The organism is Leifsonia araucanica (assembly GCF_051161895.1).
Classification (GTDB): domain Bacteria; phylum Actinomycetota; class Actinomycetes; order Actinomycetales; family Microbacteriaceae; genus Leifsonia.
Map to the genome: position 1 here is coordinate 3133540 of NZ_JBMBTW010000002.1, position 22567 is coordinate 3156106.

The 22567-nt window shown below is 68.7% G+C and carries 20 protein-coding genes and 1 tRNA gene; 16 read left to right on the top strand and 5 right to left on the bottom strand.

Annotated elements, in window-relative coordinates; translation table 11 throughout:
* Positions 1-6 precede the first annotated feature (6 nt).
* Positions 7-1332: an ABC transporter substrate-binding protein gene (locus ACN6M5_RS15165; protein WP_434951053.1), complete on the bottom strand. Its 1326-nt coding sequence runs from the start codon at positions 1330-1332 to the stop codon at positions 7-9.
* 385 nt (positions 1333-1717) lie between these two features.
* Positions 1718-3718, bottom strand: a complete 2001-nt coding sequence (locus ACN6M5_RS15170) for an MDR family MFS transporter (RefSeq protein WP_247597251.1) — start codon at positions 3716-3718, stop codon at positions 1718-1720.
* 360 nt (positions 3719-4078) lie between these two features.
* Here ACN6M5_RS15170 and ACN6M5_RS15175 point away from each other — a divergent pair, with 360 nt between their 5' ends.
* The 5 genes from ACN6M5_RS15175 to ACN6M5_RS15195 all read left to right on the top strand — a co-directional run bounded on the left by ACN6M5_RS15175 (position 4079) and on the right by ACN6M5_RS15195 (position 8888).
* Positions 4079-4981, top strand: coding sequence for a DUF1287 domain-containing protein (locus ACN6M5_RS15175; RefSeq protein ID WP_434951056.1), 903 nt, complete (start codon positions 4079-4081; stop codon positions 4979-4981).
* Between the two features lie 75 nt (positions 4982-5056).
* Positions 5057-5890, top strand: a complete 834-nt coding sequence (locus ACN6M5_RS15180; protein ID WP_434952418.1) for a M15 family metallopeptidase — start codon at positions 5057-5059, stop codon at positions 5888-5890.
* 162 nt (positions 5891-6052) lie between these two features.
* Positions 6053-6268: a hypothetical protein gene (locus ACN6M5_RS15185; RefSeq protein ID WP_434951058.1), complete on the top strand. Its 216-nt coding sequence runs from the start codon at positions 6053-6055 to the stop codon at positions 6266-6268.
* A complete protein-coding gene (locus ACN6M5_RS15190) occupies positions 6265-6642 on the top strand; it encodes a hypothetical protein (protein WP_434951060.1) in 378 nt (125 codons plus the stop codon). The genes ACN6M5_RS15185 and ACN6M5_RS15190 overlap by 4 nt, the downstream gene beginning before the upstream one ends.
* Positions 6643-6788: 146 nt before the next feature.
* Positions 6789-8888, top strand: a complete 2100-nt coding sequence (locus ACN6M5_RS15195; RefSeq protein ID WP_434951062.1) for a sigma-70 family RNA polymerase sigma factor — start codon at positions 6789-6791, stop codon at positions 8886-8888.
* 202 nt (positions 8889-9090) lie between these two features.
* Here the strand turns inward: ACN6M5_RS15195 and ACN6M5_RS15200 are convergent, their stop codons facing one another.
* A complete protein-coding gene (locus ACN6M5_RS15200; protein ID WP_434951064.1) occupies positions 9091-10674 on the bottom strand; it encodes a DUF5979 domain-containing protein in 1584 nt (527 codons plus the stop codon).
* A 139-nt stretch (positions 10675-10813) separates the two neighbouring features.
* On the bottom strand, positions 10814-12436 hold the full coding sequence (gene pgm / locus ACN6M5_RS15205) for a phosphoglucomutase (alpha-D-glucose-1,6-bisphosphate-dependent) (RefSeq protein WP_434951066.1): 1623 nt from the start codon (positions 12434-12436) through the stop codon (positions 10814-10816).
* 98 nt (positions 12437-12534) lie between these two features.
* Between pgm and pheA the strand changes: the two genes are divergently transcribed.
* The 7 genes from pheA to ACN6M5_RS15240 all read left to right on the top strand — a co-directional run bounded on the left by pheA (position 12535) and on the right by ACN6M5_RS15240 (position 17791).
* Entirely contained in the window at positions 12535-13536 is a 1002-nt protein-coding gene (gene pheA / locus ACN6M5_RS15210; protein ID WP_434951068.1) for a prephenate dehydratase, read from the top strand.
* Positions 13537-13580: 44 nt separating this feature from the next.
* Complete coding sequence (locus ACN6M5_RS15215; protein WP_434951070.1) at positions 13581-14249, top strand: hypothetical protein; 669 nt, start codon at positions 13581-13583, stop codon at positions 14247-14249.
* A gap of 154 nt (positions 14250-14403) precedes the next feature.
* Positions 14404-14724 carry a hypothetical protein gene (locus tag ACN6M5_RS15220; RefSeq protein ID WP_434951072.1) on the top strand — a complete coding sequence of 107 codons (321 nt, stop codon included), beginning with the start codon at positions 14404-14406 and terminating at the stop codon, positions 14722-14724.
* The gene (locus ACN6M5_RS15225) at positions 14721-15035 is read left to right on the top strand and encodes a hypothetical protein (protein WP_434951074.1); all 315 of its coding nucleotides are present in this window, start codon (positions 14721-14723) and stop codon (positions 15033-15035) included. The genes ACN6M5_RS15220 and ACN6M5_RS15225 overlap by 4 nt, the downstream gene beginning before the upstream one ends.
* Positions 15036-15048: 13 nt before the next feature.
* The gene (locus tag ACN6M5_RS15230; RefSeq protein WP_434951076.1) at positions 15049-15573 is read left to right on the top strand and encodes a zinc metalloprotease; all 525 of its coding nucleotides are present in this window, start codon (positions 15049-15051) and stop codon (positions 15571-15573) included.
* Positions 15570-16349, top strand: coding sequence for an ABC transporter ATP-binding protein (locus tag ACN6M5_RS15235; RefSeq protein ID WP_434951078.1), 780 nt, complete (start codon positions 15570-15572; stop codon positions 16347-16349). Before ACN6M5_RS15230 ends, ACN6M5_RS15235 begins: the two co-directional genes overlap by 4 nt.
* The gene (locus ACN6M5_RS15240) at positions 16346-17791 is read left to right on the top strand and encodes a hypothetical protein (protein ID WP_434951080.1); all 1446 of its coding nucleotides are present in this window, start codon (positions 16346-16348) and stop codon (positions 17789-17791) included. The genes ACN6M5_RS15235 and ACN6M5_RS15240 overlap by 4 nt, the downstream gene beginning before the upstream one ends.
* Before the next feature lie 48 nt (positions 17792-17839).
* Here ACN6M5_RS15240 and ACN6M5_RS15245 read toward each other — a convergent pair whose 3' ends face one another.
* Entirely contained in the window at positions 17840-18856 is a 1017-nt protein-coding gene (locus ACN6M5_RS15245) for a diacylglycerol/lipid kinase family protein (RefSeq protein WP_434951082.1), read from the bottom strand.
* A gap of 69 nt (positions 18857-18925) precedes the next feature.
* On the opposite strand from ACN6M5_RS15245, the gene serS reads away from it, so the two are divergent.
* The 4 genes from serS (at position 18926) to ACN6M5_RS15265 (ending at position 22559) form a co-directional block, all read left to right on the top strand.
* On the top strand, positions 18926-20191 hold the full coding sequence (gene serS / locus ACN6M5_RS15250) for a serine--tRNA ligase (RefSeq protein WP_434951084.1): 1266 nt from the start codon (positions 18926-18928) through the stop codon (positions 20189-20191).
* Positions 20188-21018: an HAD family hydrolase gene (locus tag ACN6M5_RS15255; protein ID WP_434951086.1), complete on the top strand. Its 831-nt coding sequence runs from the start codon at positions 20188-20190 to the stop codon at positions 21016-21018. The genes serS and ACN6M5_RS15255 overlap by 4 nt, the downstream gene beginning before the upstream one ends.
* Positions 21019-21131: 113 nt before the next feature.
* A complete protein-coding gene (locus ACN6M5_RS15260) occupies positions 21132-22418 on the top strand; it encodes an LCP family protein (protein WP_434951088.1) in 1287 nt (428 codons plus the stop codon).
* Between the two features lie 53 nt (positions 22419-22471).
* Positions 22472-22559 (top strand) — tRNA-Ser (locus ACN6M5_RS15265).
* Positions 22560-22567 lie beyond the last annotated feature (8 nt).

The window sequence follows — 22567 nt, forward strand, 5'->3', positions numbered from 1 at the left end:
TGGATGCTACTTGCTGACGACCAGCTGGTTGAGCAGCTTCATCGCGTTGGCCCAGGCCTGGTCGCCGTTCGCCTTGCCGGAGTCGAGCTCCTGCACGGACGGGCCGAAGACCTGGGACTGGATGACCGAGTCGTCCGGTCCCTTGTACTGGGCGACGACGCCCTTCGCACGCTCGGCGAGGATCTGACCGATCGGAGCGTTGTTGAAGAACTTCGTCAGGTCGCTCTCGCCGGTCACGCCGGAGTCGGACTGCGCTGCGGTCACGGACGGGAAGGTGCCCGCGGCCTGGAAGGTGGCGACCTGCGACTTGGCGGTGGTCAGCCAGGCGGCGAGGTCAGCGGCCTCCTTCGGGTGCTTCGACTGCTTCGGGACGGTCAGGAACGATCCACCCCAGTTGGCTGCGCCGCCGGGGAAGACGTTGGCGAAGTCCCAACCGGTCGCTGCGTCGCCGCCGCCGGCCTTGACCTGGCCCTGCACGACGCCGAGCATCCAGCCCGGGCAGACGAACGTGGCGAACGAGCCGTCGGTGAACGCCTTGCCCTTGCCCCAGTCCCACTGGGTCTGGTTGGAGGAGAGGCCGGCAGCCGCTCCACCGGCGAGCTGGCTCCACAGGCCCTTGAGCGTGGAGTTGTCCTCGATGTTGAGCTTGCCGTCCTTGGTGTAGTAGCCCTCCGGCTGCTGGTTCACCATGGCGTTCCAGAGGAAGCCGGACTGGTCGTAGAACGGCTTCCCGCTGGCGGCCTTGTACTGCTGGCCGACCTTGAAGTAGTCCTCCCAGGTGGCGTTGTCCCCGCCGAACAGCTTGGCGACGGAGTCGCGGTCGCTCGGCAGACCGGCGGCGGCGAAGAGCTTGCTGTTGTAGCAGAGGCCCTCCGGCCCGATGTCGGTGCCGTAGCCGATGATGCGGCCGTCCTTGTCGGTGGCCTGCTTGAGCTTCCAGTCGACCCAGCGGTCCTTGATCTTGTCGGCTCCGTAGTCCTTCAGGTCGTTGAAGTCCGTGGAGACCTGCATGACCTTGCTGAGCCAGCCTTCTTCGACGGCCTGGACGTCGGGGAGGCCGCTTCCGGCCGCTTCCTTGGTCTGCCAGTCGGTCAGGGCGTTGTCACCGGTGTCGATGTTCGTCGCCTTGATCTTGATGTTCGGGTGCTCCTTCTCGTATTGCGAGTAGAGCTTGTCGAATCCCATCGTGCCGAACGTGGTGACGGTCAACGTGATCGGGTTCGAGCTGCTGCCGCTGTCTCCACCGCTGGATGAACATCCTGCGGCGAGGAGGGCGAAGGATGCGGCGCCTGCAACGGCGGCGACAACCTTGGTGCGTCGTGAGAACTTCACGGTCACTCCCTTGTGTGCGTGGTCTGGTGGTGGGGCGCTGAGAGCGCTCTCAACCACTGGTGTGAGAGCGCTCTCACGCGTTGCCACAGAGAATATGCAGGCATTGCGGGCGGTGTCAAGCGCGAGCGTGGTCGCGCTCTCATCGGCACCAATCCGCGGATGTGGCATTCTGTCGCTCGCGCTGTGGGCGATTCTGCGTCTTGCCCAACAATTCCGGGGGTTCGGGACGCGCGGACGGCCGTCGTGAGGCTGTCATGGCGACTCTGCGCGGTCGTCGCGTCGTGACCGAATCGTTACCGTCGCGGGGCGCGGTTCGGGGCTCGCGCACCCACAACGCACAGCGGCCGCCGCCCGCGAGGGCGACGGCCGCTGGATGCGCTTGAACCTACTCCGCAGCCGGCTTCGGGCGCTGGGCGCGCAGGGAGGCCGTGTCGGCTCCCGGCTCGATCAGTGCGCCGAAGTCGTCGGCAGCGCGGTGGGCGAGGATGCCTGTGTCGTACTCCTCGTCGCTCTCCGCAGCCACGGTGCCGGCGAGCACACGCTCGCGGTCGGCTGCCGCATCCGCTGCGTCCGCCGCGTCGTCCGCCGCCTCCTGGAGGGCCGACTTGGCCCGGAGCGGCGGCGTCTTGAAGAACCAGGTGAGCACGAACGCGATCAGGACCACGATCAGCGCCACCCAGTAGACCTCGATGGCCGACTGGTTGAAGCCGACCAGGAACGGCTTGGAGAGCCGCTTGTCGGCGCCGTTGAGGAACGACGTGTCGTCGAGGCTGGCGCCACCGGCGGAGTCGGACTTCTTCAGCTGGGTCTGCAGCGTGGGCACCGCCTTCTCGACCACCTGCGAACGCTGGTCGGCGTTCGAGAAGTCGATCGGAGCAGCGGGCACCTTGGTGGCCGCGATGTCGGCGGGGACGCCCTGGGCGACCAGCTGTGCGACGGCCGCGTCGTGCGCGCCCTTCTGCGCGTTCGCCTCGAGCGGGGTCACGATCTTGTTGTAGATCGTGTCCATGATCTGCTTGTTCTCCGGCGCGCTCGCCACGGACGGCGTGAGTGCCGCATCCAGAGCATTGGTCAGCGTCGGCTTGTCGCTCAGCGAGGTCTGGATGTTGCCGGGCATCACCGTGAACAGCAGCGACAGCAGCACGGCCGTGCCCAGCGTTCCACCGATCTGGCGGAAGAACGTGGATGCGCTGGTCGCCACGCCCATGTCCTTCAGCCCCACCGAGTTCTGGCTGGCGATGGTGAGCGTCTGCATGAGCTGGCCGAGGCCGAGACCGATGAGCAGCATGGCGCCGGCGATGAACCAGTACGAGCTGTCGAACTTGAGGAACGTCAGGTAGAAGAACCCACCGGACAGCAGCGCCGTGCCGATGATCGGGAATTGCCGGTAGTGGCCGGTGCGCGAGATGATCTGGCCGGAGGCGATCGAGGAGATCATGAGGCCGAGGATCATCGGGAGCATCTGCAGGCCGGACTCCGTCGGCGTCGCGCCGAGCACGAGCTGCAGGTAGAGCGGCAGGGTCAGCATGGCGCCGAACATCCCGAAGCCGACGAACACACCGATGATGGTGGCCATCGAGAAGGTGGAGGAACGGAACAGCTTGAGCGGGATGAGCGCGTCGTCCTTCATCGCCATCTCGACCAGGATGAAGGCGACGATGCCGATGGCGCCGACCACGTAGCAGGCGATCGCCCCTGCGCTGTCCCAGCCCCAGTCGCGTCCCTCTTCCGCCACGAGCAGCAGCGGCACCAGGGCGACGACGACCGCCGTCGCACCCCACCAGTCGATGCGGGCGGAACCGCGTTCTCGCTTCGGCAGGTGCAGGAACCGCATCACGATGAAGAGCGCGATGACACCGATCGGCACGTTGATGAGGAACACCCAGCGCCATCCGGCGATCCACAGGATCTCGTTGGCGCCGGCGAACAGGCCGCCGACCAGCGGGCCGATGAGGCTCGAGATGCCGAAGACCGCGAGGAAGTATCCCTGGTACTTGGCGCGCTCGCGCGGGGCGAGCATGTCGCCCATGATGGCGAGCGGCATGGACATCAGGCCGCCGGCGCCGAGGCCCTGGATGGCGCGGAACACCGCGAGCTCGATCATCGAGGTCGAGAACGTGGCGGCGATCGAGCCGACCACGAAGATGACGATCGCGAGGATGAACAGCGGGCGGCGGCCGAAGATGTCGGACAGCTTGCCGTAGATCGGCGTGGAGATCGTGGAGACGATCAGATAGGCGGTGGTGACCCACGCCTGCTGGCTCAGACCGTGCAGATCGTCACCGATGGTGCGGATGGCGGTACCGACGACGGTCTGGTCGAGGGCGGACAGGAACATACCGGCCATGAGGCCGAAAATGACGAACAGGATCTGACGGTGCGTCATGATCGCGTTCCTCGGTGCGGCGGGTGCCGCGGATGCTTGGCTTGACATGAATCTCCGAGTCGAGAGTCTGAATGGGGACGCCCGAGCCACGGGAGTCACACCGGTGTGGGGCACAAAAAAATTTGCGGAGAGTGCAAAGTTACACCCAGTGCGACTGTTTCAGCAACGTGAAGTAGTTGTCATGTGTAAACGTTCGCCACAAGCGAACGCGCATCCCGGATTCCGCGCATTCATGCGGATGTATGGATCGAATCCACGCGAACCACACCCCCCGCACAGGTGCCACCGAAAAAGCAGGCGTACCGTGAAAGAAGACCCGAATCCGACGCCCCCCCATTCGACATTCGATCTGAAGGTCCCATGTTCCGCCAGTCCCGTACGACCCCTTCGCGCCGCCTCATCGTGGCAGCAGGCTTCGCCGCAGCCACCGCGCTCATCCTCACCGGATGCGCGGGCGAACCGTCGCCCATCACCAAGGCCGTCGCCGGCGCATCCCCGTCGTCGGAGAGCACGAGCATCTCCACGATCCGCCCGGCAGCAGGCAGCGTCTCCGGTGCAGGGACGGTCACCATCTCCGGCAACAACCTCGACGACGTGAAGAGCGTGCAGATCGGCGGCCAGCAGGCCACGGTCACGCACACCAGCGACAACAAGGTCGTCGCGGTCGTCCCTCCCGCCGCCAACTACCAGGCCGGCGCCGTGGACGTGGCCCTCACCGGCAAGAACGGCAAGGCCATCGCCAGCAGCGACAAGGCATACGACTACAAGGTCGCGACGCCGGTGGACAAGCAGCTCGCATACGCGATGACCTACTGGAAGAACTACAACACCGCGGAGTGGGGCGACCTCAACCCGGTGGGTGGCGACTGCGCCAACTTCGTCAGCCAGTCGCTCATCGCCCGCGGCTGGCAGATGAACGCCGACTGGTACAACAAGGACGCCGCGGCCGACTGGAGCCCCGCCTGGGGCTACGTGCCGTCGATGGATGCGTACTTCCAGGCGAACGCCGCGGCCCTCGGCCTCACGGAGTACCCGCTCGACCAGCGCGACAACATCAAGGTCGGCGACATCGTGATGTTCGACTGGAACGACAACGACTCCCTCGACCACGTGCAGATCGTCTCCTCCGTGCAGAAGGTCGACGGCAAGGTCGTCATCAAGATGGTCGGCCACAACGAGGACACCGACTACCGCGACCTCGACACGACGATCACGGTCGACCACCCCGGCGCCATCGGCCACTTCTGGAGCCTCTCCAAGTAGCCTGCACGCCCGCCGCGACGCGGCTGGGAGTACCGAACGCGTGACTATGCATCGAGATATGCTCATCGCGTGAACATGGGGGAGCTTCGACCGCGTCGTGCCCGCGCGACGGCGGCCGCGCTTCTCGGCGGTGCGCTGATCGTCGTCGCGGCACTCAGTGGATGCGCGACGGGCGGGGCGACGGCGGCCGACCACCCACGGCGTTCCGGCACACCGCACTCGAAGCCGTCTCGCCCGACGGGGGACCCGTCCGTGTCGTCGCGCCCCACGCCGACGGTCACGCCCACGCCGACGGCGGTCGGCTTCGACAAGGCGGCGCAGTCCATCGACGATCCGGCGAGCACCTGGGTCGTGGCGAACAAGCCGCGGGGGTTGAAGCCGCCGGAGTACGTCCCGGGCGATCTGGTCTACCCGGACGTGACGTACGTGAACCGCCAGCCGATGCGGCAGGAGGTGGCGACGGCGCTGGTCGCGATGTTCGCCGCAGGCAAGGCGGAGGCCGGCCTCGAGTTCTCGGTGCAGAGCGCATACCGGTCGTACGAGTCGCAGGTGCGGGTCTACAACGACGACGTGGCACGCAACGGCCAGGCGTACGCGGACACCGACACGGCCAGGCCTGGGCACAGCGAGCACCAGACCGGGCTCGCCGTCGACATCAGCGCCGTCCCGGCGAAGTGTTCCCTCGCCGCCTGCTTCGCGCAGACGCCGCAGGGGGAGTGGCTGGCGGCGAACGCGTGGCGGTTCGGCTTCCTTCTGCGGTATCCGGCCGACAAGGTGCCGGTCACCGGGTTCACGTTCGAGCCGTGGCACTTCCGCTACATCGGTGCGCCGCTGGCGGCCCAGCTGCACGCGACCGGCGTGACGACGCTGGAGGAGTTCTTCGGAGTGCCGGGCGGTACGACGTACTAGTGAGTCGTTCCGCCGGCGCGTTTCTCTGCCGTCGGCGGTGAGCCGACGCACGAATTTCTTCGAGCGTGGCGTCATCGAGGCGCGCATTCTGCGTCTCTCTTCGTGACGGCGGCAGCCCCCTGCTGCCCCGTTACCGAACCCCCGACTCGATGAAGGCACCCGATGACTATCGCCGACGACGAAGCCCCTTATGTGCTCGGCCAGCAGCGCATGACGCTCGCTGAACTCCGGGCAGAGCTCGAGAGGGTGCCGGCCGGCACGCCCTCGCACTCCGCCCCGTTCTGGCGTTCGCCGGTGGTGGTGATCGGCGCAGCCGCCGTGATCTCGGTCGGCGCCCTCGTCGCCATGTGGGCGGCCCTCGTCGCCACGTCGGTGTGACCGTGCCGGCCATCGACCACCCGCTGATCGGGGAACTGATCCGCTGGTCCAGGGACGGCAACGTGCTCGTCGGACTCGCGGGCGGCTACGACGACGACAGAGACAGCATCCTGCTGTTCACCGACGCGCTGCGCGAGGTGAGCATCCTGGTCCCCGCTGTGGAGTGCCGGCGGATGCGCGGCGCCGACCGTTCTTTCGACGCCGAGCGGACGCAGGGCGAACGCGACGCGTACCATCGCGGGCTGCTGGATGCGCGGACCGCGGTCACGCAGGTCGCCGCGGACCTGGCGATGTCGGGCGACGTGCAGCGCTGCTCCGGTGTCGCGCGGGCGTTCGAGGCGGTGGAGGAGCTGGTCCAGGGCCACGGCGATTAGCCCGGCGCAGGGCCTGAGAGAAATATCTGAGAATTCCCCAGCAGTCGCGTCATGTTCCGCGTGCTGGGGACTCTCTCTCGGTTAAGACCAGGTGTCCTCCCGAAGGGGCATCCGGTCGGTCGTCACCTGTTCCCGGAGGTCGAAACATGCCGAAAGCGCTCTTCAGCGCCCGACGAGCCCTCTCTACCCGTTCTGACGGCGAACTCGTCGAGCTGAGCCGTTCTGGCAATCGCGACGCGTATGCCGAGCTGTGGCGACGCCACGCGTCGGCGGGCCTCGCGGTCGCGCGCTCGCACAGCCCGACACTCGACGCGGACGATCTCGTCTCCGAGTCCTTCGCCCGCATCTTCAAGACGATCGCGGCGGGCGGCGGCCCGACGTCGGGCTTCCGGCCGTACCTGTTCACGACGATCAGGAATACGGCAGCAGGATGGGGACGCGCACGCCGCGAGGTGGCGGTCGACGACGCCGACCTCATCGAGGACCCCCGCTTCAGCGAGGAAGCCCAACTGGATGCGCTCAACGGCACGCTCGCGATGTCCGCGTTCCGCACGCTCTCCCCGGAGTGGCAGGAGGTGCTCTGGTACACCGAGGTCGAGGGGCTGGCGCCCCGAGAACTCGCCCCGCTCCTCGGCCTCAGCGCGAACTCGGCCGCAGCACTCGCGTACCGCGCCCGCGAGGGCCTCCGCCAGGCCTGGATCCAGGCCCACCTCGCATCGGTCCCCGCCGACTCCGAGTGCCGCTGGACCATCGACCACCTCGGCGCATACCTCCGCGGCAAGGCGCAGAAGCGCACGCGCACCCGCGTCGACGCCCACCTGGAGACGTGCGCCGAATGCAGCCTCGCCGCAAGCGAGGCCACAGACGCCAGCCGCCAGGTCGGCCTCATCCTCCTGCCCCTGACCGCCGGGATCGGCGGGGCCATCGCGTACACGGCGTGGCTCTCGACGGGCGGCGGCGTCGGTGCCGCGTCGGCGGCGACGGCGGGGACGCTGGGGGGTGCCAGTAGTGCTGGTAGCGCAAACACCGCCGGCACCGCCGGCGCAGCCAGCGCGGGGACCGCATCCGGTCTTCCCGTGCTCGTCGGAGCGGGCCTCGTGCTCTGTGCGGTGGCGGTGGCAGGCTTCGCGCTCTCGTCGACGATCGCCTCGACGCCGAGCGACCAGGACGTCGCGGCGGCGTCCGGTCCCTCCCAGCCCGCTGTGCCGCCCGCGACGGCGACGGTGGCCGCGCCACCCCCGCGTCCGGTCGTGCCTGCGCCCACGGTTGCACCCGTCGAGCCGCCCGCGGTGGACCCGGCGGCCACGCCAGGTGTCGCAGCGTCAACGCCGCAGGCCGGGGGACAGCCGCGCCCCGCGACCGTTCCGACCGCGCCCGCAAAGCCGAAGCCGACCCCCACGCCCACCCCGACGACCTCGCCGACGACGCCTGCCACTCCCGTGCCGGATGCGCCGGTGATCCTGTCACCGTCCCCCAGCGCTCCGGTGCTCACCGACGCCGACGTCATCACGGTCTCGGGCACCGCCCTTCCCGGCTCATCGGTGACCGCCGCCGTCGACCGCAGCGTCTTCTCCACCTTCCCGGCGGATGCCACGGGTTCGTGGACGATCCGTATTCCTCTCGCGGCATACGCCGATGGGCGGCACGCTCTGACCTTCGTGCAGAAGGCAGCGCAGGGCACGTCGGCCGCCTCGTCGTTGGACGTCACGATCGACCGGACCCCCGCTGCGCCGGTCGTCATCGCCGTGGACACGGCGGACGGACGGTACTTCCCCATCCTCAGCGGCACGGCCCAACCGGGAGCAACGGTGGCGATCTCCGGGCCGGGTGGGGTGGGTCCGGTCAGCGTCGCCGCCGATGCGACCGGCGCGTGGACATCGCCACCGGTGACCGGTCTCGCCGCAGGCACGAGCACCCTCACGGTCACGCAGACGGACCAGGCCCGTCGACAGTCCGCATCGTCGACGGTCGATGTGCAGCTGGTCGCGCCCGCGCTCTCGATCGATTGGTCCTGGTGGCCCGACCACGGTCCTGCCGTCACGGCCACCGCGACCGGCATCCCCGGCGCCGACGTCGAACTGCGCGTGTGGGGCAGCATCGGCTGGACCACCGCCGCGCTCGATGCCGACGGTCGCTGGTCGGATCGGCACCTGTGGCTGCCGCTGCACGGCTACTTCCTCGGAGAGGTGAGGTACGCGGGCGACGGACGCGTCGGACCGGCGGCGGAGGCCCACGCGGCCGACTGACCGGCAGCCGCCGCAACGAGCAACGCTGGCCAGAGAGCAGCGCCACCCAGCGCACCCGTCCGCACCTTGCGCCGCGGCACCAGTCGTGGCGGGACCCGGTGATTCACTTCACCCTCCGCACCAGGAGCGCCGCGTATTGGTCGCGCCACCACGCGGCGCGGGACGGCTGGGATGGGAACCAGCCGCCCCGCGGCTCAGGGCCTCAGCGGCGGGTGGCCGAGCGGCGGACGCGACGGAGCACGAGCATCCCGAGTCCGGCGGCGACCGCCATTGCTGCCGTGATCCCGAGCATCCCGGCCCCGGTCGTGTCGCTTCCGGTGTGCGCGAGGGTGCCGCTCGGGGATGAGGGGCTCCCGGCCACAGGCGCCGCGCCTGACGCCGGGGACGCCGGGGTTGTCGGCGGCACGACCGCCGTCGGCGTCGGCGTGGGTGTCGGAGTCGAGGTCGGCGGCACGGCGGCGTAGTCGTTTGTGATCGTCACGGGGATCGTCGTCGGGGAGTCCTGGGTCACCGCGATGTCGCCCGTGGGGGCGTATGCGACCGAGGTGGCGCCGCGGCTGTCCGTCTCAGTGACCGTGCACTGCGCGCCCACCGGGATGCCGGGGAACGTCTTCGTCTGGCCGGCGGCGATCCCGGCGGTCGCCGGGTATCCGCTGACGGGGGAGCCGCCGGACGTGCAGGTCACCGTCACAGGGAAGGTGCCGGAGGGTGCGACGCCGTCGCCGGTGACCTGCTTGGTGACCGCGATGCTGCGGAGGGTGATCCCGGATGCTGCGCCGCCCGCTGTGACGTAGTCGACCGACGCCTGCGCGTCGCCGAGGCTGCGGCCGCTTGCGGTGTTCGCGAAGACCGTGCCGTCGGGGATGCCGGCCGGGACGTCGAGCCGGTAGTAGATGGAGTAGACGCTGGCCGGGTCCGGCTGGTGCACGGTGAGGGCGAACGACGCGGCTGCGGGCGTGAACGAGAAGGTGCCTGCGCCGGTACCTTCAGTGAGCTTGGTCGCCGATGCGCCCCAGTCGCCGTTGTTCCAGCCGGCGATCGGCACCCGGTACACCTCGAGCGAGCCGGGGTGCAGCGTGAGGCGACTGTCGTAGGTGTCCGTCAGCTCGACCTCCGATCCTCCGGTCGCGAGGAGGGCGCCCGGCACGCTGACGTTCCAGCCGAGCGTGCCGTCGGCGTTCTGCCAGCCGCCCTTCGTCAGCGTCGTCGGCGCAGGCCAGCCGCCGCCCCCGGTGCCCGGCTGGATGCCGCCGCCCGGCAGCGGGACCGTGATCGTCGCCGTCGATCCTGCGCTGAACAGCACGTCGCCCGTCGCGGCCGACGCAGCGGTCGCGTAGAAGTAGAGCGAACCAGCGATGCCGGAGTGGGTGGCGGCGTACGGGCCGACGGTGCAGGTGACGCTCGTCGAGACGACCGCGCAGCTGCCGACGTCCGCGCCGGTCGAGTCCCGCAGTTCGAACTGCGACGAATAGCCGCTCACCGGCGATGGGAACGAGAGAGTGAAGGTGTCGCCCGGCTGCGCGCCGGACGGCAACGCCCACTGAGCGTCGACGCGGAACCGCTGACCCACGGTCAACGGGGTGTCCGGATGCGCGGGATCCGGCGCCTGGATGGTCACGGCGGTGACCGCATCCACCGGCGCGGCCGACGCGGCCTGAGCGGGTGCGAGCGCGAGCGCCGTCGCACCGAGGGCGGCGACGGCGGCGACGGCCGCGAGCGCCGCGGAGGCATGAGCAAAGGAAACGCGCGACCGTCGGTTCGCGCGCTGGAACAGCAAGGGAAGCATTTCGGGACTCCAACTCGGGTACGAGAGCCCTGGAGAACGCGGCTCTCGACCTCAGTGAGTTGAAGAATCGTCAATTATGACGGGCCGCCGCCAGCAGGGCGGCGGCCCGGAAACACAATCCGGCGAAGGAGTCCCGCCGCTACGCCCCCGCCAGCGCGTCGCCGACGATCCGCTTCGCCTCCTCCTGCACCTCGCGCAGGTTGTCGGAACCGGCGAACGACTCGGCGTAGATCTTGTAGACGTTCTCGGTGCCGCTCGGCCGGGCGGCGAACCAGGCCGTCGCCGTCTCGACCTTGACCCCGCCGAGGGCCGCGTCGTTGCCGGGGGCGCGGCTGAGCTTGGCCGTGATCGGCTCTCCCGCCAGCTCGGTGGCGGTGATCGCTTCGCCGTCGAGCTTGGAGAGGGCGGATTTCTCGGCGGGGCTGGCCGGAGCATCCACTCGTTCGTAGACGGGGTCGCCGAACTTCTCGGTGAGTTCCGCATAGAGCTGGGAGGGGGTCTTGCCGGTCACCGCGCGGATCTCGCTGGCGAGCAGCGCCAAGAGGATGCCGTCTTTGTCCGTGGTCCAGACCGAGCCATCGAAGCGGAGGAAGCTCGCTCCCGCGCTCTCCTCACCACCGAAGCCGACCGAGCCGTCGATGAGCCCGGGCACGAACCACTTGAAGCCCACCGGCACCTCCCACAGCCGGCGGCCGAGCGAATCTGCCACCTTGTCGATGATCGAGGAGGAGACGAGGGTCTTGCCGACCGCTGCGTCTTTCCGCCACTCGGTGCGCGTGCGATAGAGGTAGTCGATGGCCACCGCGAGGTAGTGGTTGGGGTTCATCAGGCCGCCGTCCGGCGTGACGATGCCGTGCCGGTCGGCGTCGGCGTCGTTGCCGGTGAGGATGTCGTAGTCGTCTTTGTGCGCGAGCACCGACGCCATCGCCGACGGGCTGGACGGGTCCATCCTGATCTTGGAGTCCCAGTCGAGCGTCATGAAGCTCCAGGTGGGGTCGACTGTGGGGTTCACGACCGTGAGGTCGAGGCCGTACCGCTCCGCGATGGCTGCCCAGTAGTTGACGCTCGCTCCGCCGAGCGGGTCTGCGCCAATGTGGATGCCGCTGTCGCGGATGGCCTTCACGTCGATGATGTTCTCGAGGTCGTCGACGTACGTTCCGCGGAAGTCGTACGTCTCCACCGCGCTCGGCTCGCTCATCCGGACGCCGCGGAGGTCGTCGGCGATCAGCTCGTTGGCGCGGTTGGCGATCCAGCTCGTGGCGTCTGTGTCTGCCGGGCCGCCGTGCGGCGGGTTGTACTTGAAACCGCCGTCGGCCGGCGGGTTGTGGCTCGGGGTGACCACGATGCCGTCTGCCTGGTCGTCGTGACCGGCGCGGTTGTAGCGCAGGATCGCGTGCGACAGGGCGGGCGTGGGCACCCAGTCGTCGAACTCGTCGACCAGCACGCGCACCTCGTTGCCGACCAGGACTGCGAGAGCGGTGGTCATCGCGTACTCGCTCAGCGCGTGCGTGTCCGCGCCGAGGAACAGCGGCCCGGTGATGCCCTGCGATGCCCGGTACTCCACGATCGCCTGTGTAGTGGCGGCGATGTGGTTCTCGTTGAACGCCGTGTTCAGCGAACTGCCGCGGTGACCGGACGTGCCGAACACCACCCTCTGCTCCGGGATGCTCACATCCGGCTTGAGGTCGTAGTAGGCGCGTCGCAGAGCGTCGATGTCGACCAGGTCGGAGGCTTGGGCTGGGGTGCCGGCTCGTTCGTTCATGGCTCCATACTTCCACTCGGGCTGCGCCGCGCCAGAGGGTTACGTCAGGTTGTGGAGAACTTCATCCTGTGCAGAGGCGGTTGGCTAAGCTGATCGCCATGCCTGAAGCCGTCGAGCCCACCGCCGAACTGCCCGCGTCCGTCGACGAGGTCTACAGCTTCCTCGGCCCGTCCGGCACGTTCACCGAGGCGGCGCTCGCGCAGGTCCCCGAAGCGCGCGGCAAGCACTGGCGCTCGGTCAACAACGTGGGGGAGGCGCTCGCCGACGTGGTCTCCGGCCGCAGCGTCGCAGCGATGATCGCGATCGAGAACTCGATCGAGGGCGGCGTCTCCGTCGCTCAGGATGCGCTGGCCACCGTGCCCGGCCTCCGCATCGTCGGCGAGTACCTCGTCCCGGTCAACTTCGTGCTCGTGGCCCGCCCGGGCACGACGCTCGCCGACGTGAAGACGATCAACGCGCATCCCGTTGCGTACGCGCAGTGCCACCTGTGGCTCGACGAGCACCTGCCTGAGCACGGTCACCTGCCGGCGTCCAGCAACGTGGCCGCGGCCGCTTCGCTCTTCGAGGGCAGCACGGCGGACGCGGCCATCGCGCCCCCCGGCATCGTCGACCACCACGACGTCGAGGTGCTCGCCGCGAACATCGGCGACAATCCGAACGCGGTCACCCGCTTCGTCCTCGTCAGCACGGAGCGCAGCGTCCCGGCCCCGACCGGCGCGGACAAGACCAGCCTGATCGCCGAGCTCCCCGACGACCGCCCGGGCTCCCTGCTCGACCTGCTCGAACAGTTCTCCACGAGGGGCATCAACCTGAGCCTGATCGAGTCGCGGCCGATCGGCGACGCCCTCGGCCGCTACCGCTTCGTGATCGACGCCGACGGCCACATCCACGACGAGCGGGTGGCGGATGCGCTGCTCGGCCTGCGCAGGTTCAGCCCGGCCGTGATCTTCCTCGGCTCGTACCCGCGCGCGGACAAGGTCTCCGTCGACTACGACCGCCGATACCGCGACGAGGTGTTCACCGAGGCGCGCGACTGGCTGGCGTCCCTCACGGCGCCCAGGGACACCGACGCCGGCGCCGGCGCGGGCCACCAGGGGTAGGCTGCGAGCCAGAACCGTTCCGAGTCCCGAGCGAGGAGCACACGATGGCCGTGGACGAAGCGAACCGCGAGACCGCCGACCGCGGCGATTTCGATCCGCGCTACGACCCGGCCTTCCAGCGCGGGTACCAGCCCAAGCCGGGGGAGCGACCCGCCACCAGGATGCGGGATGCGGCTGCGACCGCAGCGTTCCAGCGCCCCGCACCGCGGGCGGTCGACCCGGTGGAGCGGGCGGATCGGGCCGAGCGGGTGGAACGAGTGGATGCGTCGGCGGACGCTGAGTACGACGTCGTGGAGGCGGAAGCGGTGCCCTACGCGCCCCCGACCGGCGCGGCCCCCGCTCCGGCAACGGCCCCCGCCCTCACCGCCGCCCCCGCCCTCGCGCATCCCGCCAGCGGCGGAATCCTCGCCACGGTCGACTTCTCGCCCCGCCGCAACCGGGCCGTCCTCACCCTCTGGCTGGTCGGCGGCGGCCTGGTGGCGCTCGGCATCCTGCTCTACGTGATGTCGGTCTTCACCTCGTACACCAACCCCACGTCGGGCGCCGACGTCACCGGCCTCGTCTTCAGTCAGCTGGGCTGGATGCTCGCCGGCCCGCTGATCACGGTCGGTCTCGCGACCCTCGTTCTGTTGCTCGCGCTGACCCTGCTCTCCGCGCGGCCTGCGCTTGAGCCTGTCGCTGAGGCGACGCACGGACCGGAACAGTCGGACTGATCGGCTCGAGTCGCCTCCTCGTGAGGCGGCCCCCGCGTCCCTTATAGATGCAATAACAACATTGCAGCGGACGCGGGCAGACCGTACCTTCTTTGAAACGCCAGGTTCCAGATACAAGATGTATCATCTGGCGTTTGGATTCAAAGGAGTTCCGATGTCAATCACTCTCGACCGCCAGCAGGTCTCCCTCTCCAGAACGCGAGAGGCGGTCTTCGAACTGGCCTCGCGCGTTGCGACGAGCGATCCGCTGGGCGCGCTGGTGTCGCGGCGGGCAGCGCTCGCTGAACGGCGCGCCGGTGGCGTAGCGAACGGGGTGGCGCCGGTCGTGGCGTTCATCGTCCTTGTCGCCGTGCTCGCGTTGCTCGCTGCTGCCATCAGCATCGCCGTTCTCATCTTCTGCTCGCAGAAGGGCATGAATTTCGAGTGGTACGTCCACACCAGCTGGTTCGAAGTGAAGGTCGCCTGCAAGAAATGACAGTTCTCGGTGATCAGCTGAGGTCCGCGCCGTCGTCCACCAAGCGCGGCGCCCTCGTGGCTGGTGCGATCGGTCTGGTGACCGGACTCGTCGTGGGTGCCGTGGGTACCGCGATCGCGGTCGGCTGGGCGATCTTCAACGCAGTCGACTCCCAGGCGTCGGCACACGTGCCGCTGGTTATCGACGTCGCCGTGGTCGACGGCACCGTGCGCGCAGAGTCGGGGGACGGTCTCGTCGTTCCCGCGTTGGTGTGTGCCGTGGTGGGGGCATCGATCGGTGTCGCGATCTGGGCACTTCGACGTCGTCGATGATGGCTCAGCCGTGATGGCTCAGCCGCGGGCGTTCCGGCTCGCGGTCAGTGCGTCGTGGCGGTTCAGTCTGCTCTGCCTGACGACGCTGGCCATCGTGGGCGGACCGGGCATCGTGCTCCTCGGCGCGATGTTCGGACCGCCCGTGGCGTACAGCGGTTTCGCGTCGATCGTGCTCTTTCCTCTGTCGATCCTCGTGCACGAGTACGGTCATGCGCTTCCCGCCATACGTTCGATCAGGCTGCTGCACTCGCGAAGCGTGACCGACCGCGTCGAAGCGCACGGCGACTGGTTCTCCGCCGAGATCCGGCGACCGCGTTTCGCCCCGCGCAGGGATGCGCTCATCACGATGTGCGGGCCGGCGGCCGGAGCATCCGTCGGCGTGATCGTCATTGGAATCGCCTTGCTCTGCATCGAGGAGCCGAGCCCGCTTGTCCTGCTCTTCTCTGTCCCCTTTGTCAGCCACCTTGCGGCGCTCACCCCATTCAGCAAGGACGGGCGTGCCCTTCTGGACGCGTTCCAACGGAAGGAAAACACATGAGCAACCATCCGGGCCTGATCGTCCGTGACCTGGTCGTGGGCTACGGCCGTCGACCGGCCGTGCTGAACGGCATCGATGCAGACATCGAGCCGGGCACGATGGTGTCCATGCTCGGGCCGAACGGTTCGGGCAAATCGACCCTCCTGCACGCGCTCCTCGGCCTCATTCCCGTGCGACAGGGAAGCGTGCGGCTGCGAGGTGAGCCGCTCACAGCGATCCAGCGCACGCACGTCGGCTTCTGTGCAGACGATCTTCCGCTGCCGAGCCTGCTCACCGGCCGCGAGTTCCTGCGCTTCTCGGCCGTTGCGCGCGAGGTCGAACTCTCCGACGGCGATGTGGCGAACCTGTTCGAAGCAACGAACATGGCCGGTTCGGAGACCCGGATGATCCGCGAGTACAGCCACGGGATGAAGCGCAAGCTGATGCTGCTCGCCAACATCCTGCACTCACCGAGTCTCCTGATCCTCGACGAACCATTCCGGGGCCTCGACCCGGAAGCGCAGGTGGTGATGCGCACCGTCCTGAACGCGGCCGCCGAGCGGGGAAGCATCGTTCTCATTTCGACGCACGACCTTGCGGTCGCGGCGCGGATCAGCGACAACGTTCTGGTTCTCGACCGAGGACGTATCCGGTTCCTGGGCGCGTTCAGCGAGAGCGCGACAGGTTCTGCCGACCTCGCCGACACCTTCGCGGGCATCGTCAATTCGGACGACCGGCACGCGATGAGATCCGAGCAGCTGTTCAGCACCCTCGACGGCATCCGGACGCGCCGATGAGCGTTCTCCCGATCCTTGCTCGCGCGCACGTCGCGTCGACGCGCAATCACCTCACGGCCCAACTCGGCGGCGTCGTTCAGCGCAACGTCGTCCTGGCGGCGGGCGCGATCCTGCTCCTCGCCTACAACTCCGGGGTGTACGTGTGGAGTTCCAGCCTCCTGGGCGGCCTGATCGACGATCCGGCGGCGGCAGCGACCATTGTGCCGGTGCTGCCGATCATCCTCACGCTGCCCGCGTACGGCCTTGCTTTGATCCTCACGATGCTCCTGCCCGTCGAGTCCCCGCTCGCCTTGCAGGCGAGGCTGCTGGGTGCCTCACGCTGGTACTGCGCGGTGTCCGAGTTCCTCCCCATCGCCGTCGCCGTCGCCGTCGCCGCCGCCCTCGGGCTGGGCGGGTCATTCGTGTTCCTGGCCGGCATCAGCGCGGTTCCCGTCGCGACGTTCCTCTCGCTCATGCTTCTCGCTGTCGCCTTCGGCTTCCTGTGCCAGGTCGTCACCCTCGCTGTCGAGCGCGTTCTCGGGCTTCTCCGGGTGCCGCCGCGCGAGCGACGGTTGTGGGGAGTCATCGTCGCAGCGCTCGGGATGTCCTTCGTCGCTGTCGACCTCGTCCGATGGGCGGCCGACGGCGGTCGTCCCCGCGGGTTCTCCCTGGTGGCGTCCATCACCGGCTGGTGGGGTGGGATGCTGCCTCAGAGCTGGCTCGCCGTGCTGGCCCTGGCGGGGCTGTCCACACTACTGCTGGTGCTCGGGGCCGCTCTGAGCTCGTCGGACCCGGCGGGAGGCTATTTGCGTGCGGGCACCGTCGCCGTGCGGGTTCCGGCACTGCGTTCGTTCGGCGGCCAGCTCGTCGCCACGGAGCTGGCGACGTGGATGCGCGACTCCACATCGCGTGTCTCGTTCGGCGCCATGATCGCCATCGATGCCGGGCTGGTCGTCGCAGCGCGGAGTCACATGCTCGATCCGGGCATCGTGCTCCTGTTCCTCGTCCTGGTCTCTGCGACCGGGGGAGAACTAATCATCGGGCGCTCACGCGACATCAACTGGACGCTGCGTGCGATCGGGATGCGCGACGCGTCCGTCCTCTGGTTGCGCGTCGGTGTCGTCGGTGTCGCGTTGACCGCCGTCTTCACGGCGGCCATGTTCGCCACCGGGCTCATCGGCAACGATCCGATGCGCATCGCGGAGGCGTACTCGCTGTTCTTCGCGATCTTCGCCATCGCCACGCTGGCCGGCGCGGTGATCCCGTTCGACGAGCGGGCGGCGCTCGGGATGTTCGCGACCTCCGCACTCTCGATCGTTCTGGAGATCGTCGTCATCGTCATGGTCACCACGATTCTGCAACTCACCGGATTCGCGCTCGTCGCTGCGGATCTGACTGTGGCGGCCGTGTGCGGGGCGGTGACCTGGGTGGCGTTCGTGCGCAGTAGATCGGCGGGTCCGTAAGGGTCCGGGACAGTTCCCCGAGGAGGTGTGCACCCCCGATGTGAACCCTCAGGCGGGCACCCGCACCGGCACCCGCACGCGCAGCGCCCCAGGGTCGACCGTGAGCCCCACCGCGACCACGTCGCCGAAGCCGTCCCCGTCGAGCTCGAACGGCTCCGGCCGCTCGACCGTCAGCCGCACGGACTCGCCGCGCAGGTAGGTCAGCTCGGTGCGGATCGCCCTGTCGGTGAACCGGATGATCTTCCTGCCGACGGCGCTGCGGCGCAGCACGCGGTTCTCCCAGGTGACCTTGCGCCAGATCAGCAGCCAGCCGAACAGCGAGCGGGGCTGCAGCACCGCGATGTCGAGCGCGCCGTCGTCGACCGACGCATCCGGGATCAGCTCGATGTTCCCGGGCAGGCTGCCGCAGTTGGCGACGAGGATCGTGCTCACCTGCGCCGTGCGGGTCGTCCCGGCGTCGAGCGTGTATCGCACGCGCACCTTCTGCGCCCTCGGGAGGGCGCGGAAGCCCGCATCCACGTATGCCAGCCAGCCGAGGCGGCGTTTCAGCCGGGGGCGGGTGTTGGCGATCATGGTGGCGTCGATGCCGAGGCCGGCCATGACCAGGAAGGCGTGCTCGTGGATGCCGCCGTCCTTCGCCGTGATGGATGCGATGCCCAGGTCGATCTGCCGCGTCGCCCCGCCGAAGGCGACCGCGCACGCGTCGTCGAGCCGGGCGAACGGCACGCCGACGTTGCGGGCGAGCAGGTTTCCCGTGCCGGAGGGGACGATGGCGAGGTCCGCATCCCTGTCTCGGAGGGCTTCTGCGACGGCGCGCACCGTCCCGTCTCCGCCCGCGGCCAGGACGAGCGTCGCTCCTGCGGCCAGCGCATCCCGGGTCTGCTGCTGACCGGCTCCGCCCGCGCCCGTGCCGTCGTCGGCTGTCGTCTCGAACCAGAGGATGTCCTGCACCCCTGCGCTCGCCGCCGCCGTCTCGACCGCCGCCTTCAGCCGCGTGATGTCGACTTTGATCGGGTTGTAGACGACGGCGGCCGTCGTCGCCGCCCCCGCTCGCCGATCGTTCACGAAGCTCACGCTACCTGTTTCCACAGGGAACGCCCGGACCGGGCGCTGTCGCCTCGATAAGCTGAACCCGTGATCGATCCAGTTCTTCTCCGTGAGCACCCCGACGTCATCAAGCGTTCGCAGGAGGCCAGGGGCGACTCCGTCGAGGTCGTCGACGAGGCGCTGCAGGCCGACAAGGAGCGTCGCGCGGCCATCTCCGCCTTCGAGGAGCTGCGCGCGGAGCAGAACGCTTTCGGCAAGAAGGTGGCCGCTGCTCCCAAGGAGGAGAAGAAGGAACTGGTCGCGCAGGCGCAGAGCCTCGCCGGCAGGGTCAAGGAGGCGCAGGCCGCGGCGAACGACGCCGAGAAGCGCTTCGACGATGTGCTCCGCCGCATCGGCAACCCGATCGTCGACGGCGTCCCGTCCGGTGGGGAGGACGACTACGTGCTCGTCAAGACCGTCGGAGAGAAGCCGACGTTCGACTTTGAGCCGCGCGACCACCTGGAACTCGGCGAACTCCTCGGCGCCATCGACATGGCCCGCGGCGCGAAGGTGTCCGGCGCACGATTCACCTACCTGCGCGGCATCGGTGCGCGCCTCGAACTCGCCATCATGAACATGGCGCTCGACAAGGCGCTCGCGGCCGGGTTCATCCCGATGATCACCCCGACGCTGGTCAAGCCGGAGATCATGCAGGGCACCGGCTTCCTCGGCGCTCACGCGGACGAGATCTACTACCTGCCGGCCGACGACCTCTACCTCACCGGCACCAGCGAGGTCGCGCTGGCCGGATACCACTCCGACGAGATCCTGGATGTGACGGAGCCGCTGCGCTACGCCGGATGGTCCACCTGCTACCGCCGCGAGGCGGGCTCGGCGGGCAAGGACACCCGCGGCATCATCCGGGTGCACCAGTTCAACAAGCTGGAGATGTTCGTCTACACGCTCCCCGAGGAGGCGGAGGCGGAGCACGCGCGCCTGCTGCAGTACCAGGAGGAGATGCTGCAGGCCCTCGGCCTCAGCTACCGCGTGATCGACACGGCCGCGGGCGACCTGGGTTCGAGCGCTGCCCGCAAGTACGACGTCGAGGCGTGGGTGCCCACTCAGGATGCGTACCGCGAGCTGACCTCCACCTCCAACTGCACCACGTTCCAGGCCCGTCGCCTCGACATCCGCTACCGCACGGAGAGCGGCAAGACCACGCCGGTCGCCACGCTGAACGGCACGCTGGCGACCACGCGCTGGATCGTCGCCATCCTCGAGACGCACCAGCAGGAGGACGGCTCGGTGATCGTGCCCGAGGCGCTCCGCCCGTACCTGGGCGGCCTCGAGGTCCTGGAACCGATCGCCCGGTGAGCGCCGCTGACACCGCCACCGGCCGCCACGACGACGGCCGTCTGCTGATCGCGCTCGACGTCGACGGAACGCTGATCCACGAGGACGAGACGATCGGCGCCGCCGTCCTGGATGCTGTGGCCCGCGTCCGCGACGCCGGTCACGAGGTCATGCTCGCCACCGGCCGCAGCTGGGAGACCGCGAGGGGCATCCACCAGAAGTTCGGCCTGACCAGCGAATACGTGGTCTGCGCGAACGGCGCGCTCACGATGAAGCGCGACGAAACCCACGAAGACGGTTACCGCCGCGAGTTCGTGGAGGTGTTCGACCCGACCGAGGTGCTCGAGACCATCCGGCCGTATCTGCCGAGCGGCAGCTTCATGGTCGAGGACGCTGCCGGGTTCCGCCGGTACACCGAGGGCATGACCGACTGGGAGCTGGTGAACGCGGTGCAGGTCTCCTTCGAGGAGCTGACCGAGCATCCCGCCACCCGCGTCGTCGTCGTCTCTCCGCAGCACGACGAGGACGAGTTCCTCGACATCGTGGAGCGGATGGGGTTGCACAAGGTCAGCTACGCCATCGGCTGGACGGCATGGCTCGACATCGCGCCGGACGGCGTCAACAAGGCGACGGCGCTGGAGCGCGTTCGGCAGCAGCTGGGCATCCCGCGGGCGCGGGTGGTGGCGGTCGGCGACGGCAGGAACGACATCGACATGCTCACCTGGGCGGCGGACGAGGGGCTCGGCGTGGCCATGGGCCAGGCGCCGGACGAGGTCAAAGCGGTGGCCAACCGGGTCACCGAGCCGGTCGTCGAGGACGGCCTGGCGCGCGTGCTCGACAGCCTCTGATCAGCATTTCCGGCGTGGCTGTCCAGAAGTTTGCCAGGGTGATCTGCAACTCTGGAGGGTAGTGCTCACCGGCTTTTCGGTGCGCGAATCCCCGAAAACCCGGAAGGAAGTGAATGAGCGAGTTGCCCACCCGCGCCCAGGCGCGTGCGAAAGAAGTATCGGCCGGTCCGAGCATCGCACGCCACGGTCGGCTCAAGCAGCGCCACCCGTTCCGCTTCCTCCTCGGGATGCTCGCAGCCGTGCTCGCCGTCGTCGGCGTGAGCACCGCATCCGTCGCCGCATACGCGGTGTGGGATGTTGCGAGCGGCCTCAAGCAGTCGGTCAAGCTGGTCGACGCGAAGGGCAAGGAGGTCGTGCCGCAGGTCGGTGCGATGAACGGCGCGTTCAACGTGCTCCTCGCGGGTAGCGACAGCGGTGGCGGCAACGCAGCATACGGCGACCGCGGCGAGGTCCTCAACGACGTGACGATGCTGTTGCACGTCTCGGCGGACCACAAGACAGCGACGGTCATCAGCTTCCCGCGCGACATGTACGTCTCCATCCCGTCCTGCCCGGACCCCAAGGGCGGCAGCTTCGACGCGATGAGCAGGCAGAAGATCAACAACACCCTCAGCTACGGCGGCCTCGCCTGCACCGTGCTCACCGTGCAGAAGCTGACCGGCCTCGACATCCCGTACGCGGGCGTCATCGAGTTCGACGGCGTGATCGAGATGTCCAACGCGGTCGGCGGCGTGCCCGTCTGTGTCGCCGGCGACATCAACGACCCGTACACGGGCCTGGATGTGAAGGCCGGCCAGAACACGCTCGAGGGCTCCCAGGCCCTCGCGTTCCTCCGCACCCGCCACGGTGTCGGTGACGGCTCCGACCTCGGCCGCATCAGCAACCAGCAGGTCTTCCTCTCGTCGCTCGTGCGCACCATCAAGAGCTCGGACACCCTCTCCAACCCGGTGAAGGTCTACGGCCTGGCGAAGGCGGCGACCACCAACATCGAGCTCTCGGAGAGCCTCAACAACGTGACCACCATCGCCTCGATGGCGGCGGCGCTGAAGAACATCGACCTCAACCAGATGGTGTTCGTTCAGTACCCGAATCACTACGACGGCGACGGCGTCTCCCCGACCACCGACGCGGCGGATGCGCTGCTCACCGCCCTGAAGAACGACCAGCCGATCACACTCACGGGCGACACGGGCGTCGGCTCCGAGGCCGACCCGAACGCCCCGGCGACGGGCACCCCGGCCGGTGGAACCGCCGCAACGCCTCCGCCGGCGACGGGCACGCCGACCGCTCCGACCAGCGATGCCCCGACGCAGCCGTCCTCCGGCGCCGTCGACCTGCCGTCGGACGTCCACGGCCAGACGGCGAACCAGTACACCTGCTCCAAGCCCTTCACCGACTGAGAGCGGCAACCGGTTCCGATAGAATCGGGCGACGCCGGTTCACCCCGGCGCCAGGAGGGCTGTCCGAGCGGCCGATGGAGCCAGTCTTGAAAACTGGTGGGCAGAAATGTCTCGTGGGTTCGAATCCCACGCCCTCCGCCAGAGCCTTT